The 13,534-nt window shown below is 61.2% G+C and carries 11 protein-coding genes and 1 tRNA gene; 7 read left to right on the top strand and 5 right to left on the bottom strand.

The annotated features are described in order from the left end of the window. The first annotated feature begins 559 nt into the window (after positions 1 to 559). Both FNJ47_RS08960 and FNJ47_RS08955 read left to right on the top strand, forming a co-directional pair. Positions 560 to 633: transfer RNA gene (locus tag FNJ47_RS08960), tRNA-Gln, on the top strand. Positions 634 to 820: 187 nt separating this feature from the next. Then, positions 821 to 1,228 carry a GNAT family N-acetyltransferase gene (locus FNJ47_RS08955; protein ID WP_163152704.1) on the top strand — a complete coding sequence of 136 codons (408 nt, stop codon included), beginning with the start codon at positions 821 to 823 and terminating at the stop codon, positions 1,226 to 1,228. 381 nt (positions 1,229 to 1,609) lie between these two features. On the opposite strand, the gene FNJ47_RS08950 is transcribed toward FNJ47_RS08955, so the two are convergent. Then, entirely contained in the window at positions 1,610 to 2,074 is a 465-nt protein-coding gene (locus FNJ47_RS08950; RefSeq protein WP_163152702.1) for a hypothetical protein, read from the bottom strand. A gap of 1 nt (position 2,075) precedes the next feature. Further along, positions 2,076 to 2,777 (bottom strand): hypothetical protein, encoded by a 702-nt coding sequence (locus FNJ47_RS08945; RefSeq protein WP_163152700.1) that lies wholly within the window; start codon positions 2,775 to 2,777, stop codon positions 2,076 to 2,078. Positions 2,778 to 3,289: 512 nt separating this feature from the next. On the opposite strand from FNJ47_RS08945, the gene FNJ47_RS08940 reads away from it, so the two are divergent. After that, on the top strand, positions 3,290 to 3,964 hold the full coding sequence (locus tag FNJ47_RS08940) for a DUF262 domain-containing protein (RefSeq protein WP_163152698.1): 675 nt from the start codon (positions 3,290 to 3,292) through the stop codon (positions 3,962 to 3,964). Positions 3,965 to 4,082: 118 nt separating this feature from the next. Here FNJ47_RS08940 and FNJ47_RS08935 read toward each other — a convergent pair whose 3' ends face one another. Genes FNJ47_RS08935 through FNJ47_RS08925 form a run of 3 tightly spaced genes read right to left on the bottom strand, consistent with a single transcriptional unit; the run spans position 4,083 to position 9,013 of the window. After that, positions 4,083 to 4,643, bottom strand: coding sequence for an invasion associated locus B family protein (locus FNJ47_RS08935; protein WP_163152696.1), 561 nt, complete (start codon positions 4,641 to 4,643; stop codon positions 4,083 to 4,085). 57 nt (positions 4,644 to 4,700) lie between these two features. Beyond that, entirely contained in the window at positions 4,701 to 7,847 is a 3,147-nt protein-coding gene (locus FNJ47_RS08930) for an efflux RND transporter permease subunit (RefSeq protein ID WP_163152694.1), read from the bottom strand. Continuing rightward, on the bottom strand, positions 7,844 to 9,013 hold the full coding sequence (locus FNJ47_RS08925) for an efflux RND transporter periplasmic adaptor subunit (RefSeq protein WP_163152692.1): 1,170 nt from the start codon (positions 9,011 to 9,013) through the stop codon (positions 7,844 to 7,846). Before FNJ47_RS08925 ends, FNJ47_RS08930 begins: the two co-directional genes overlap by 4 nt. Positions 9,014 to 9,195: 182 nt before the next feature. Between FNJ47_RS08925 and FNJ47_RS08920 the strand changes: the two genes are divergently transcribed. The 4 genes from FNJ47_RS08920 to FNJ47_RS08905 all read left to right on the top strand — a co-directional run bounded on the left by FNJ47_RS08920 (position 9,196) and on the right by FNJ47_RS08905 (position 13,532). Continuing rightward, positions 9,196 to 9,657: a MarR family winged helix-turn-helix transcriptional regulator gene (locus tag FNJ47_RS08920; protein ID WP_163152690.1), complete on the top strand. Its 462-nt coding sequence runs from the start codon at positions 9,196 to 9,198 to the stop codon at positions 9,655 to 9,657. Positions 9,658 to 9,776: 119 nt separating this feature from the next. After that, positions 9,777 to 10,016 (top strand): hypothetical protein, encoded by a 240-nt coding sequence (locus tag FNJ47_RS08915; protein WP_163152689.1) that lies wholly within the window; start codon positions 9,777 to 9,779, stop codon positions 10,014 to 10,016. 253 nt (positions 10,017 to 10,269) lie between these two features. Continuing rightward, positions 10,270 to 12,822 (top strand): TonB-dependent receptor, encoded by a 2,553-nt coding sequence (locus FNJ47_RS08910; protein ID WP_163152687.1) that lies wholly within the window; start codon positions 10,270 to 10,272, stop codon positions 12,820 to 12,822. Between the two features lie 20 nt (positions 12,823 to 12,842). Continuing rightward, the gene (locus tag FNJ47_RS08905) at positions 12,843 to 13,532 is read left to right on the top strand and encodes a Fe2+-dependent dioxygenase (protein WP_163152685.1); all 690 of its coding nucleotides are present in this window, start codon (positions 12,843 to 12,845) and stop codon (positions 13,530 to 13,532) included. Positions 13,533 to 13,534 lie beyond the last annotated feature (2 nt).

Here is a 13,534-nt window from a genome sequence, read left to right as displayed (position 1 = left end):
ACGCTCGGTTGCCTGTGGGCGATCAACTCCGGGGGAGGTGGGTGAACGGCCCGCCAGTGAGGCGCGTCAAACAAGAGATGTGGTCGTGAAGTGGGCGCGGAAGCGCGGCGAGCCCCCGGCGTCGGAGGCGATTGCTCAGGGAATTGATTGCGTGTGACATCAATGGTCAAGGCGCTGGTGGTCGCGGTTCGGGTCGTCTGGACGGCTTCCGTGGTTGGATTGCAACCCTGATGGGCGCGGTGCTTGGATTTGGGTGGCACGGCTGAATCGGCGCTATTGGGTTCGGCACTGCTGGGTTCGGCATCGGAGCCTTGTTTGCCGCCCATCCCGAACTCCTGCTGGAATTGCTGGCCGACCTGTGAACCCTCAGGCCTCGTCTGGTCGGATCAGTGGTGTCCCGGCCGGCGATTTTACGCCGATCCCTCGCCAACAATGCTTGCCAAGCGTGGGACCAAGCAGGTAGAAGGTCGCTCTCGCGCGGGCGCTGATTTGGCAGGCGAACCCGCTGCACCGAGATGTCCAGTCATCCAGCTAAGCTGTTGATACCACGGGCAATTCTTGGGGAATGGTGTAACGGTAGCACAACAGACTCTGACTCTGTTTGTCTTGGTTCGAATCCAGGTTCCCCAGCCAATCTGCCTCCGTGGCGCAACAATCCTCCCAAATTCCGACGAGATTGCCCGGCCCGGCGCCTGCGGCTGATGCGGGACCGGATGCAACGCCGCGTGTGCCGTCACAGCATCGAGGGTGGAGTAGCCCGGCGTAATCCACCATGGTCTCGCGCGTGTGGTCCGGGATATTGCGACAGAGGTTTAAGCTGATGGACGAAATTCTTTATGCCCGCGAATCGTCGATCGGCGTCGACGAGTTCATCGATGTGCTGCGCCAGTCGGGCCTCGGCGAGCGGCGTCCGCTCGCGGATACCGACCGGATGGCGCGCATGATCGCCAATACGAATTTGATCGTGACGGCGCGGAAGGCGGGCAAGCTGGTCGGCGTCTCGCGCGCGCTGACCGATTTCGCCTATTGCTGCTATTTGTCGGATCTCGCGGTCGATCGGGAGTACCAGGGGCACGGCATCGGCAAGCGCCTGATCGCGGAAACGCGGCGCCTCGCCGGGCCTGAGTCGATGTGCCTGTTGCTGTCGGCGCCCGACTCGATCGGGTTCTACAAGACGATCGGCATGCCGCAGCCGGACAACGCGTTCCTCTACAAGCGCGAGCGCTAGCGTAGGCAGCGCCTTACGGCCGGCAGGCGGGCGCAGCGGCTCGAGCGCGGGCACCGGCTCGTCGGCCCGCTCGCGTGTCGTGCGAACGTGTTTCACGTCGGCGTCGGGCAGCGCTACGCCGTTGTACCGCGTCGACGACGGTCCGCCGTCGGGGAGCTCGGTTCGCGGCCGTATCCTGACGTCGCGGATCGTAGGCTGGCCTGTCGATGCCGGCGGCGACGGCAGGGGCTCCGCGGCTGCTGCCGCGCCTGATATCGCAAACAGGATTGCGATCAGCTGAAGGCGATTGTGCCCCGATCTGCGCATCATGCTCTACCATCGCTGCCGCAGTTTGCGGCCGACATGGGCCAGACGCATCCGGACGTAAGCAAGCTCCAACATTCAAGTTGTTGGAAACCCGTGCATCAAGGTTTCCATGGTGCTTGCGATTGAGGGAATTACAAACTGCTCATCCCATACTCCACCATGTGCAACCTTGTTGCGGCCATCGTAGTACGACTTCACAGTCGCGTAGTCGCTACTCGACTTATCCATTAGAATTTCCACGCGAGTGAGGAACGCCACGTTCTTGATCTCTCTGTTGTTCATAGTTTCCCACATCCGACGCTCTGGCCAAGGAATGGAGGGTAGTGTCCTGTTGCCGCGAACAATAACAACGGCTTCGTTCACAGCAGCCTCAAATCGAGTGAACAAATAGAGGAAATAGGCCTGATCATTGCGTTTGCGCATTTCGCTTGCATTGTCAAAAAGAGGTTCGTCGTCGTTTGCGAACGCTCTAGATTCAATGTCGCTAAAAGCGGTCTCGGCGATGACCCATTGGTCAATGATTTCGGAGAAAATTGACACTTCACACCAGCAATTTGATGAACGCTTCCTTGTCGAACTTGATTCCTGCCCTAGGATTGCCGGGCGCGTAATACTCCCATTGCGAAGTCGTCGAAAGCGCCTCGCTTTGATCGACTAAAATGAATGTTCCTCGGCGGCCTACCAAATCAACGCGCCCGTTGGCTCCTATCGTCCAAAGACCTTTAGGTTGGACGCGCATAATCGGTGTGGTGCCCTGCAAAATGTCAAAAGAGGGCATCGCGGATGACGCAACGTTGAACTTGCGCATCATCTCTTCGTAGATCGGTACAGAGGGGCGGTCTCTGAGCGAGAAGCCTTCAGGCAGCCAATCCCTCATCGCTTCCTTAAGCAGGTACAATCGCCTTAGCCAGTCATCTACCCGATCCGTAACGCGCTTTTTCCACCGTCGTCGGTAATCTTCATACCAGCGAGTTTCGGCAGAGCCGTCGTCTGCGATCTGGCTGATATCAAAGACGAGTAGGGACGCGCCTTCCTTCGGAGGATCTATTTCAGCAAACCCAATTTGACCCCCTCTATATCCCTGTGCGCGAAGAATGCGATCCAGGTCAGATGCGCTACCTTCAAGCACACTAGGCTCGGGAAACTTGCGGCCTTCGTTAGCAAAAACTCCCACGTCATTGAGTCGGGCAGCTGCTTCTTGCCATGTGTCCGGGGCCACATCGTCCAGCAATTTCACTATCATGCCGCGTCCTCTACTTCCTCATACCACCCATCCAAGCGGGTTGACGAGAGGTGGATGCTCGAATGCGGAGCATCAACGTACCCGACGTCGACTACTCTGTGCACTATATTGGTTCCAGGGACGCATTGAAAGTTGTGTCGTACTCGCCGGCTCTGGATCATTCTGTATGCCTATCGCGCCGTGCAGTGTTGCGGGGCCACGTTAGGAGAATTGCCTCGCAAGGAGCCGTCGGTCACGGTTCGGGGGGGCGGCATCACACGCACCAGCGACGGCGAAGCCGGGAATCGATGCGAGGCGCCGGCTGGCACGTTTTTGCAGATGATGGTCGTCATGTGTGACGATCACGCGTTTGACGGCGATGGCGTGGGGATTGCGCAGACGGCGCGCGGCAACGACTTGTAAAGCGCAATTATCTGTTGAAACTTAAGATAGACTATTTTCCCAATTTGGTTGCGAAAACTACCTTGTGCTACCTTCCTCATTTATCGTTCTGAATTTGATTGGTTCGGGCTATGACTGACGCTCTCTCTGAAGCGCCTGCATACGGGATAGCGCGGCTTCTCCAGGAAGGTCGCTTCATTGTTCCATCGCACCAGCGTGACTTTGCGTGGGGCGATGACGACGTTAAGCAACTGTTTGATGACGTGATAGATGCCCTCTCCAAAAAGTCCGAGTCTTATTTTCTTGGCTTGCTTGTTTTTCTGTATAGCGGAAATGCTTACACCATTCTCGACGGACAACAACGGTTGGCAACGACAGTTGTAATTTTTGCGGCTAAGCTGGCTCAATCTATTTTCGATGGGCACGTAAAGACTGCGGCCGTGGCCTTTGCAGAGCTGAAGGACGTCTATCCGTCTGATCAAGATTTCGAAGCTGCATTCGCCCTAAAGAGCGAACGAACCAATCAGAAGGCGCAATACTTCTTGCGAGCGCTGGAGAAGGAAGAGCAACGTCTCGCCAAAGGAAAGATGGCGGGTGAGTGGGAGCCGGCCGTGCTAACGGTCGAGCATATCTTGCCCAAGAAGCCAGGGGCTGATTGGAAAGCAATCTTAACCGCAGATCCCGAGATTGTGGAGGATTGCGTCGTTCGATTAGGGAACATGTGTTTACTGACCAAGATAAACGAGAAGCTGGGAAATAAAGGCTTTCCTACGAAGAAACTGACTTTGCCAAAAGCGAACTCCTGACAACGCAAAACGTTGCTGCTTTTCAAGCGTGGAACCGTAAAGCAATTGAGAAAAGGCAGGCGCGTTTGGCGAGTCTTGCTCGCTCTATTTGGCGGTATTCGTAGCAATAGAAGCAGCGCTACTTGATCTTGTCGTAGACCGTCGCGAAGTCGGCGAGCGGGATCGGGATGCTGATGGTTTCCTTGCCGAGATTCTGGAACGAGATCTTGAGCTGCTTGCCTGATTTGAGCTGGGTCAGGACGTCGGCGGCGATCGGCGCGTTGATGTAGCAGCCGCGCGCCTCGCAGGTCTGGATCGGCACATCGACGGCCTTGCCGTCGTCGACCTGCAGCTTGGCGCCGACCGGCAGGTTCAGCCCGAGCGGAAGCTGGATCAGCGCAACCGGCGTGCGGGTGTCGCCGGGGACGCGGATATTGACCAGCACGATCAGCTGTCCGGTCTTGGTGAGCACCGCGGTCTGCTCCATCGCGCATTCGAGCGGCGCCTCGCGGCTGGCGCTGGTGCAGCGCGCGACCCAACCGGTGTTGTTGGGCGATGCGGCGTCACCTTGAGGGGCGGCGGGAGCGGCCGCCGCGACCGGCGCGGGCGTAGTCTTGCCCTTGGGCGCCTGGGCGTGGCCAAGGCCGGCCAGGCCGAACGCGGTGAACAGGACGACAAACGACGTTGCGACAATCTTCACGGTACCGGCTCCGAAATGATCATCTTTCGGATGTGCCGGTATGTGGGCAAAGTCAAGTCACTCGGCGGCCTGCTTGACCGAACCGTCTTCGCCGTCGTCAGCGTCGTGGTCGGCGCGCGGCGAGCGGCCCCAATTCGCAAACGCGTTGGAGAGCCGGTCGAGATAGAGATAGACGACGGGCGTCGTGAACAGCGTCAGCGCCTGGCTGACGATCAGACCGCCGACCATGGCGTAGCCGAGCGGCTGGCGGATCTCCGAGCCGGTGCCGGTGCCGAGCATCAGCGGCACGCCGCCGAGCATTGCGGCCATCGTCGTCATCATGATCGGGCGGAAGCGGAGCAGGGCGGCCTGACGGATCGCCGCCACCGGCTCCATGTGCTGGTCGCGCTCGGCGGCGATCGCGAAGTCGACCATCATGATGCCGTTCTTCTTCACGATGCCGATCAAGAGGATGATGCCGATCAGCGCGATCAGCGAGAAGTCGAAGCCGGCGGCCATCAGGATCGCCAGCGCGCCGACGCCGGCCGACGGCAGCGTCGACAGAATGGTGATCGGGTGGATGTAGCTCTCGTAGAGGATACCGAGGATCAGGTAGACGACCACGAGCGCAGCCAGAATCAACAGCGGCACCGTCGACAGCGATTGCTGGAACGCCTGCGCAGTGCCCTGGAAGCTCGAGCTCAGGGTCGGCGGCGCGCCGAGGTCCACCATTGCCTTCTGCACCGCTTCCGTCGCCTGGCCGAGCGCTACGCCCTGCGCCAGGTTGAAGGAGATCGTGATCGCCGGGAACTGGCCCTGATGGCTGATCGACAGCGGCCGCACCGGCACGGTGGTCCACTTCGCAAAGGTCGACAGCGGCACCTGTTCGCCCGTCAGCGGCGACTTGAGGTAGATGTTGTTCAGCGTGTCGATCGAGCCCTGCAGCTCTGGCAGCACCTCGAGGATGACGTGGTAGCTGTTGAGCTGGGTGAAATACTGCGTCACCTGGCGCTGGCCGAACGCGTCATAGAGCGTGTCGTCGATCAGCTGCGGCTGGATGCCGTAGCGTGAGGCGGTGTCACGGTTGATCTTGAGCTCAACCGTGGTGCCGTTGGTCTGCTGGTCGGTGGCGACGTCGCGCAGCTGCGGCAGCGTCTGCATCTTGCCGAGGATCTTCGGCGCCCATTCGTTCAGTTCGGCAAGGTTGGCGTCCTGCAGCGTGAACTCGAACTGGGTGCGGGTCGGACGACCGCCGAGGCGAACGTCCTGGGCGGCCTGCATGAACAGCCGGGCACCGAGCACCTTTTCCAGCTTGGGCCGCAGGCGGGCGATGATCTGCTGCGCGTTGGCATCACGTTCGTTCAGCGGCTTCAGCGTGATGAACATGTTGCCGTTGTTGCCGGCCCGGCCGCTGCCGCCGATCGCCATCGCCACCGTCGCCACGCCGGGGTCCTGCATGACGATCTTGCTGAGCTCCTCCTGCTTCCCCTTCATTTGGGCGAACGAAATGTCCTGATTGGCTTCCGAGGTCGCGGTGATCAGGCCGACGTCCTGCTGCGGGAAGAAGCCCTTCGGGATGATGACGAACATGTAGATCGACAGCGCCAGCGTCGCGAAGAAGATCATCAGGGTCGTGAACTTCCAGCGCAGCGCGACGTCGAGCGCGTTCTGATAGCCGCGCAGCATCGCATCGAAGCCGCGCTCGCTGAGCTTGTAGAGACGGCCGTGCCGTTCCTCATTATGGGCGCGCAGGAAGCGCGAGGCCATCATCGGGGTCAGCGTCAGCGACACGAACATCGAGACGAAGATCGTCATCGCCAGCACGACCGCGAATTCGCGGAACAGGCGGCCGATGATGCCGCCCATCAGCAGCAGCGGGATCAGCACCGCGACCAGCGAGATGCTGATCGACACGATGGTGAAGCCGATTTCCTTGGAGCCCTTGAAGGCGGCGGCCATCGGCCGCTCGCCCTCTTCGATATAGCGGCTGATGTTCTCCAGCATCACGATGGCGTCGTCGACCACGAAGCCGACCGCAATCGTCAGCGCCATCAGCGACAGATTGTCGAGCGTGTAGCCGAATACCCACATCAGCGCACAGGCGCCGAGCAATGCCAGCGGCACCGTCACGGCAGGGATGACGGTGGCCCAGAAGCTGCGCAGGAAGGCAAAGATCACCATCACGACCAGGAAGATGGTCAGGAGCAGGGTGAACTGGACGTCCTCCACCGCGGCGCGGATCGTGGTCGTGCGGTCGCTGATGATCTCGATCTTGACCGCCGGCGGGATAGCCGCGACCAGCCGGGGCAGCGCCGCCTTGATCTTGTCGACGGTGTCGATGACGTTGGCGCCCGGCTGCTTGAACACGACCAGGAACACGCCGCGCTTGCCGTTGGCCCAGGCGGCCTGCTTGGCGTCCTCGGGCCCGGTAACGGCCTGGCCGATGTCGCGGATCCGCAGCGGCCCGCCATTGCGGTAGGCGATGATCACGTCGTTCCAGGGCTCCGCCGTGAGCAGCTGGTCGTTGGCATAGATGGTGTAGGCGCGGGTGGCGCCGTCGATATTGCCCTTCGGGCTGTCGACGGTTGCGATGTTGATCGCGGCGCGGACGTCCTCCAGCGACAGGCCCTTTGCGACGAGCTTGGCCGGGTCGATCTGAACGCGGACCGACGGCTTCTGCTGGCCGCCGATGACGACCTGCGCGACGCCGGAAATCTGGCTGATCTGCTGGGCAAGTTGAGCGTCGACGGAGTCGCTGACCGTCGTCAGAGGCAGCGTGTCCGACGTCGCCGACAGCAGCATGATCGGCGCGTCCGCCGGATTGACCTTGCGATAGGTCGGCGGCGAGGGAAGGTTCTTGGGCAGTTGACCGCTGGCGGCGTTGATGGCGGCCTGCACGTCGTTGGCGGCGCCGTCGATTGAGCGGTTGAGGTCAAACTGGATCGTGACCGAGGCGGTGCCGAGATAGCTCGTCGAGGTCATCTGGGCGATGCCGGGGATCTGCGCGAACTGGCGCTCCAGCGGCTGGGCGACTGAACTCGCCATGGTCTCCGGGCTGCCGCCCGGCAGGTTCGCGGTGATCTGGATGGTGGGGAAGTCGACCTGCGGCAGCGGTGCGACCGGCAGCAGCGGATAGGCGACGAGGCCGACGAACAGGATGCCCGCCATCAGTAGCGAGGTGCCGATGGGGAAGCGAATGAATGGTGCGGAAATTCCGTCGCTCATTCCTGCGTAACCTTCGACTGGGACGGATCCGAGCTCGCCACCGCCGTCGTCACCAGGGTTCCCGGCGAGACCTTGTACTGCCCCGCGGTGATCACCTGCTGTCCCGGCGTCAGGCCCTCGTCGATCACCGACTTGCCGTCGATCGACTGGCTGACCTTGAGCTTGCGAAGCTCGGCCTTGTTCTCCTGATTGACTGAATACGCGTAGAGCCCTTCGGTGCCATGTTGCACCGCGTCATCCGGGACGACGGTGGCATCCTTCAAGGTTCTGACCAGAAGCCGGGTCGAAACCGACTGGCCCGGCCACAGCGCATGGTCCTTGTTATCAAACACCGCCTTCAGCCGGACAGTCCCGCTCGTCGTGTCGACCTGGTTGTTGATCAGCGACAGGGTTCCGGTGGACAGCACCCGCTTGCCGTCTGTGGTCAGGGCAATGGTCTTGGGCGGCGCTACCGCCAGCGCCGCCTTGATATCGGGCAGCTGGTCTTCCGGCGCGGTGAAGATCACCGTGATCGGCTCGATCTGGGTGATCGTTACGATGCCGGTCTGGGCCGAGGCGTTGACGATGTTGCCGATATCGACCAGCCGCAGCCCGACGATGCCGTCGATCGGGGATTTCACGGTGGCGTAGTCGACCTGGGTCTGGGCGTTGAAGATGGCGGCGTCGTCAGCCGCGATCTGGGCCGTGAGCTGGGCCACGGTGGAGCGCTGGGTGTCGAACTGCTGGCGCGTCGCGAACTCGCCGAGCCTTGTGGTGCGTTGCAGGTCGAGGTTGGCATTGGCAAGGTTGGCCTCGTCCTGGGCCTTCTTGGCCTTGGCTTGGTCGAGCGTCGCCTGATAGGGCCGTGGATCGATCTCGACCAGCGTGTCGCCCGCCTTGACGAACTGACCTTCCTTGAAGGCGATCTTGGTGATCTGGCCGTCAACCCGGGTGCGGACCTGGACGGTGTTGAACGCCTGCACCGTGCCGAGACTGGTGAGGTAGACCGGGAAGTCGGCCTTCTCGACCGGCGAGATCTTGACCGGGACGGCCGGGCGCTGGGCGGAACGCTTGTGTGCGGCTTCGGCCGCCTGCTGGTCGCTCGTGTGTTTCTGCCAGCCGTAATAGCCGGCGGCACAGACCGCAGCGATCACTAAAACCCAACCGATGGTGCGTGACTTTGACATGCGGACTCTTGGGTTCGACGTAACAATAAAGGGTGATCGAAACGGTTCACAGAGCTTGCGGATATAATATGCGTGCACTTAATGTGTAAACACACCAAGGCTTGAGAATCCTAAACATTTGGAAAGGTTTAGGTCGGAAACGAGCAGAAACATTCCGTCTGGGAAACGCACCGAGGACCCCTATGTCGCTCGATCTCAAACGCCAGTTCGTTGCGCAGCTCGTCGAGAGCTCCCGGCTGCTGCGCAATTATATCGATCATCGCGCCAAGGCGCGAGGCACCACGCGCGCGCAGTGGATTGTACTCTTCCGTTTGCGCGAGCAGGAGGGATTGTCCCAGGTCGATCTCGCCGACGTGCTCGAATTGCAGCCGATCTCGCTGGTGCGCCTGCTTGATCGCCTCGTCGAGCATGGCCTGCTCGAACGCCGTCCCGACCCCAGGGATCGCCGCGCCAATCGTCTGTTCCTGACCAAAACCGGGCGTCGCCTCGTCGACGATCTCGACAGCTTGCGTGATGCGATCGCCGGCGACGTGCTCCGCGACGTGTCGGACAAGCATGTCGAAAGCGGCCTTGCGACGCTTCGCGCGGTCAAGGATCGCATCAAGTCGCTCGGCGAGGACGCCGAGCACATCGCCGCGAAATAGCGCGCGCCTCGTCGCGCAGACTTGCTCTCCATCCGTTCAGCGGCTTGTGCGACCCGGTTGAAACACGCCGGGATGTCGTCCATATCGCGCAGCGACGATGCGAGAGGATGAGGGCTGCGATGGACGAATTGAACGGGCGCATGATGGCATGCCAGATCATGGTCACCGGATTGATCGCGCGCGTCGCCAGCGAGCAGCGTGATCCGCTGCGGTTTCTCACCGACTTCCGCGACGAGATCAAAGCTGTCGTCAACGGCGTCAATATCGCCGGCCTCGACAACAGCGACCGCGTGCGTCAGGTCGCACAGCGGACCATCGACGAGCTGTTTTCGCTGATGAAGCCACCAAGCGCCGAGTGATCGGGGAGGCGCATTGACGGGCCGTGCACGGCGCGGCCAATGACACCAGTTTAGAACGGCAATTAGAACGCTTAAAAACTGGAGTTTAGAACGATTTCAAACCACAGATTAGAATCGCTTTGAATTGGGGCGATTCAAGCGAAGTGTGGCGCTCGTCGCATTGATAAAAAAACTCACGCTCGATAACCGAAAGAGACAGTTCGTCGCAGCGTGATTTCGCGAACGAACTTGGTTTTCTGGGGGCGTGCAAGAAATGAGCAATGTGAAGGCGCCGCGATCGCTGCGCTTCGATGCCGCGGTCGGTTCGGCCAATGATACCGGTCATTCCGCGACGAAGGTCTCCGCGGTCGCGAGCCTGATCGCGGTGGCGTCGTTTTCGGGAGCCGAAGCGCAGCAATCGAATCTGCCGCCGGTCAATGTCGATGCCCCGGTCGCTCGCCCGCGGCCCGTCACGTCAAAGCCCACGTCGGACCAGGTCCGCGCCCGCAACGCCCTGCGCCGCGCCGCGCGCCGCAACAACCAGCAGGCACAGCAGGCGCCGGTGCCGTTTCCCAGTGCCGGTGGTCTTCCCGCCGACCGCGACCGCTATGCGGATCCGGCGGCGCCCTACAAGGGCGATCGTTTGCAGGCATCCGGAAAGTATCCCGAGCCGATCCTGAACACGCCGAAGTCGGTCACGGTGCTGACCAAGGACGTGCTCGAAGACAAGAACGCCACCTCGCTGAAATCGGCGATCCTGTCGACCGCCGGCGTCACGCTCGGTACGGGCGAGGGCGGCAATGCGTTCGGCGACCGCTTCTTCATCCGCGGCTTCGATGCGCGCAACGACATCTTCATCGACGGGGTGCGCGACGCCGGCGTCAGCGTTCGCGAGAACTTCTTCACCGAGCAGGTCGAGATCCTGCGCGGCCCGGGCTCCTCCTTCGCAGGCCGCGGCACCACCGGCGGCGCGATCAACATCGTCACCAAGCAGGCGACGACGGACAAGAGCTTCTACAACATGGACACCTCGTTCGGCACCGATCGCACCAAGCGGGTGACGCTCGACGTCAACCAGGTGATCAGCCCGACGCTGGCGATCCGTGCCGGCGGCCTGTTCCAGGATGCCGGCGTCGCCGGCCGCAGCTATGTCACCGACAACCGCGATGGTGCATTCGTCGCCGGCACCTGGAAGCCGGTCGACGCGGTGACGATCAGCGGCAACTACATTCACACCGAACTCACCGGTATCCCGGATTTCGGCGTGCCTTACTACCGGCCGAGTACGGCGAGCACCGCCGGTGGCCCGTTCCCGGATTTCGGTGTCAACCGCAACAATTTCTATGGCTTCGTCAATCGTGACTTCTTCAGGACCGGGCAGGATATCGGTACGATCAATGCCGAAGTGCGGATCACGCCGGACCTGACGATCAGCAACAAGATCCGGGAATCGCGTTCGACCCAGAACTACATCGGAACGCTGCCGGAATCGCCGGTGCTGGCCAATCCGCTCTCGGCCTCGACGCTGAGTGCCAATCCGCAGAGCCGCTATCAAGCCACCGACGTGTTCGCCAACCAGACCGAGGCGACCTACAAGTTCAACGACGGCGCCGGCTTCAAGCACACGGCGCTTGCCGGGTTCGAGTACAACAACGAAAGGTCCTCGTTCGACAAATATCTCGGTCTGAACTCGGAGGCGCTGCCCGGCGGATTCAGCGGCAGCGGATCGCTCTCAGGCGTCAGCGTCTTCAATCCGCAATACACCAACATTCCGTTCCCGATTCCGTCGGGGCTGTCCGGGCTGCCGACCAAACTCACCGTCGATACGAAGAGTGTCTATGTCCTGGATAGCGCCAACTACAACGACCTCGTGATCCTCAACGGCGGCGTCCGCTATGACGACTACACCATCAAGACCAGCGGCTACGGTACGGTCAATGGTGTCGCCAACGTCTTCGGCCAGCAGCAGCAAGACTACGGCATGCCGAACTTCAACCTCGGCTTGACGCTGAAGCCGTTGCCGAACGGAAGCGTCTACGCCGCCTATGCCACATCATCCAACCCGGTCGGCGCGGAGTTTGACGGCACGAGCATTCAGTATGGTGGCCTCGCGCCGGTTCTCAATGGCAATCCGAGCCAGATCTTCGGGCCGGAGAAGAACAAGGCCATTGAAGTCGGCACCAAGTGGGAATTGTTCGACCGCCATCTGCTGGTGACCGCGGCGTTGTTCCAGACCGAGAAGGAGAACGCGCGCGAATCCATGAACATCACCGCGGCGACCGCAACTGCCGCATGTCCTTATCCGGCTGGTACGACCGGCACTGTCTCCTGCATCAGCGCTGGCGCGGCCTATCGCATCCGGGGCATCGATCTCGGAGTGGGCGGCAAGATCACCGACAAATGGAGCGTGTTCGGCGGTCTCGTGCTGATGCAGTCGGAAGTGACCAAATCGAATATTCCGCCAGCGAACACGCTTCTGTACACCTCGAACGTCGGCTTGCCGCTCGCCAACGTGGCGCATCAGTCGTTCAGCATGCTCTCGAAATACCAGCTGACCGACATGTGGGAGATCGGCGGGCAGGCGGTGTATCGCTCCAAGGTGTATGGCGGCACCTTCCTCGCGGCCAACCAGGGCACCTCGATCCCGAGCTACTGGCGCTTCGACGCGTTCGCTGAGGCAAAGATCGACAAGAATTGGACCATGAAGCTGTTCGTCAACAACATCTTCGACAAGCGCTACTACGACGCGCTGTACCAGAGCGCGGCACCGTTCGTGCTCGAAGCGCCGGGACGCGCTGCGTATCTGGTTGTGTCTGCGCGTTACTGACGGAGGCTTCGCGGCACGAGATGCTGGTCTGTGTTCCCAACGTATTGAGCAAGGCTGATGTGGCGGACTTCCGCCGCATCATGGAGCAAGCCGAATGGGAGGACGGCCGCTCCACCGCGGGTGCTGCTTCCGCGATGGTCAAACGCAACGAGCAGCTGCCGCCCGACAGCGAGGTCGCGCGGCAGCTCGGCAACCGTATCCTGACGGCACTGTCGGCAAGCCCGCAGTTCATCTCGGCGGCGATCCCGCTTCAAATCTTTCCACCCTTGTTCAACCGCTATTCGGCAAGCGACGGCCACCATTTCGGTCTGCACGTCGACAATGCGGTGCGAGGCGACAAGCTGACCGGCTTGCGGATCCGGACCGACCTGTCGGTCACGCTGTTTTTATCGGAGCCGGAAGACTACGATGGCGGCGAGCTCGTCATCGAGGACCTCTACGGATCGCATGAAATCAAGCTGTCGGCAGGCGATCTGGTACTTTATCCTGCTTCCAGTCTGCATCTGGTCACGCCGGTCACGCGGGGAGTGCGGGTAGCGTCTTTTTTCTGGCTGCAGAGCATGGTACGGGATGCACACGCGCGCAGCCTGATCTTTGATCTCGATACTGCCATCCAGGCTCTGGTGGAGCGGCTGGGGCGCGATGACCCTGAAACGGTCAAATTGACCGGGATTTATCACAACCTGATCCGTCACTGGGCTGAAGTGTAACT

It is taken from the genome of Bradyrhizobium uaiense, assembly GCF_010811875.1.
Classification (GTDB): domain Bacteria; phylum Pseudomonadota; class Alphaproteobacteria; order Rhizobiales; family Xanthobacteraceae; genus Bradyrhizobium; species Bradyrhizobium uaiense.
This window is presented reverse-complemented; position numbering and strand designations above follow the sequence as displayed.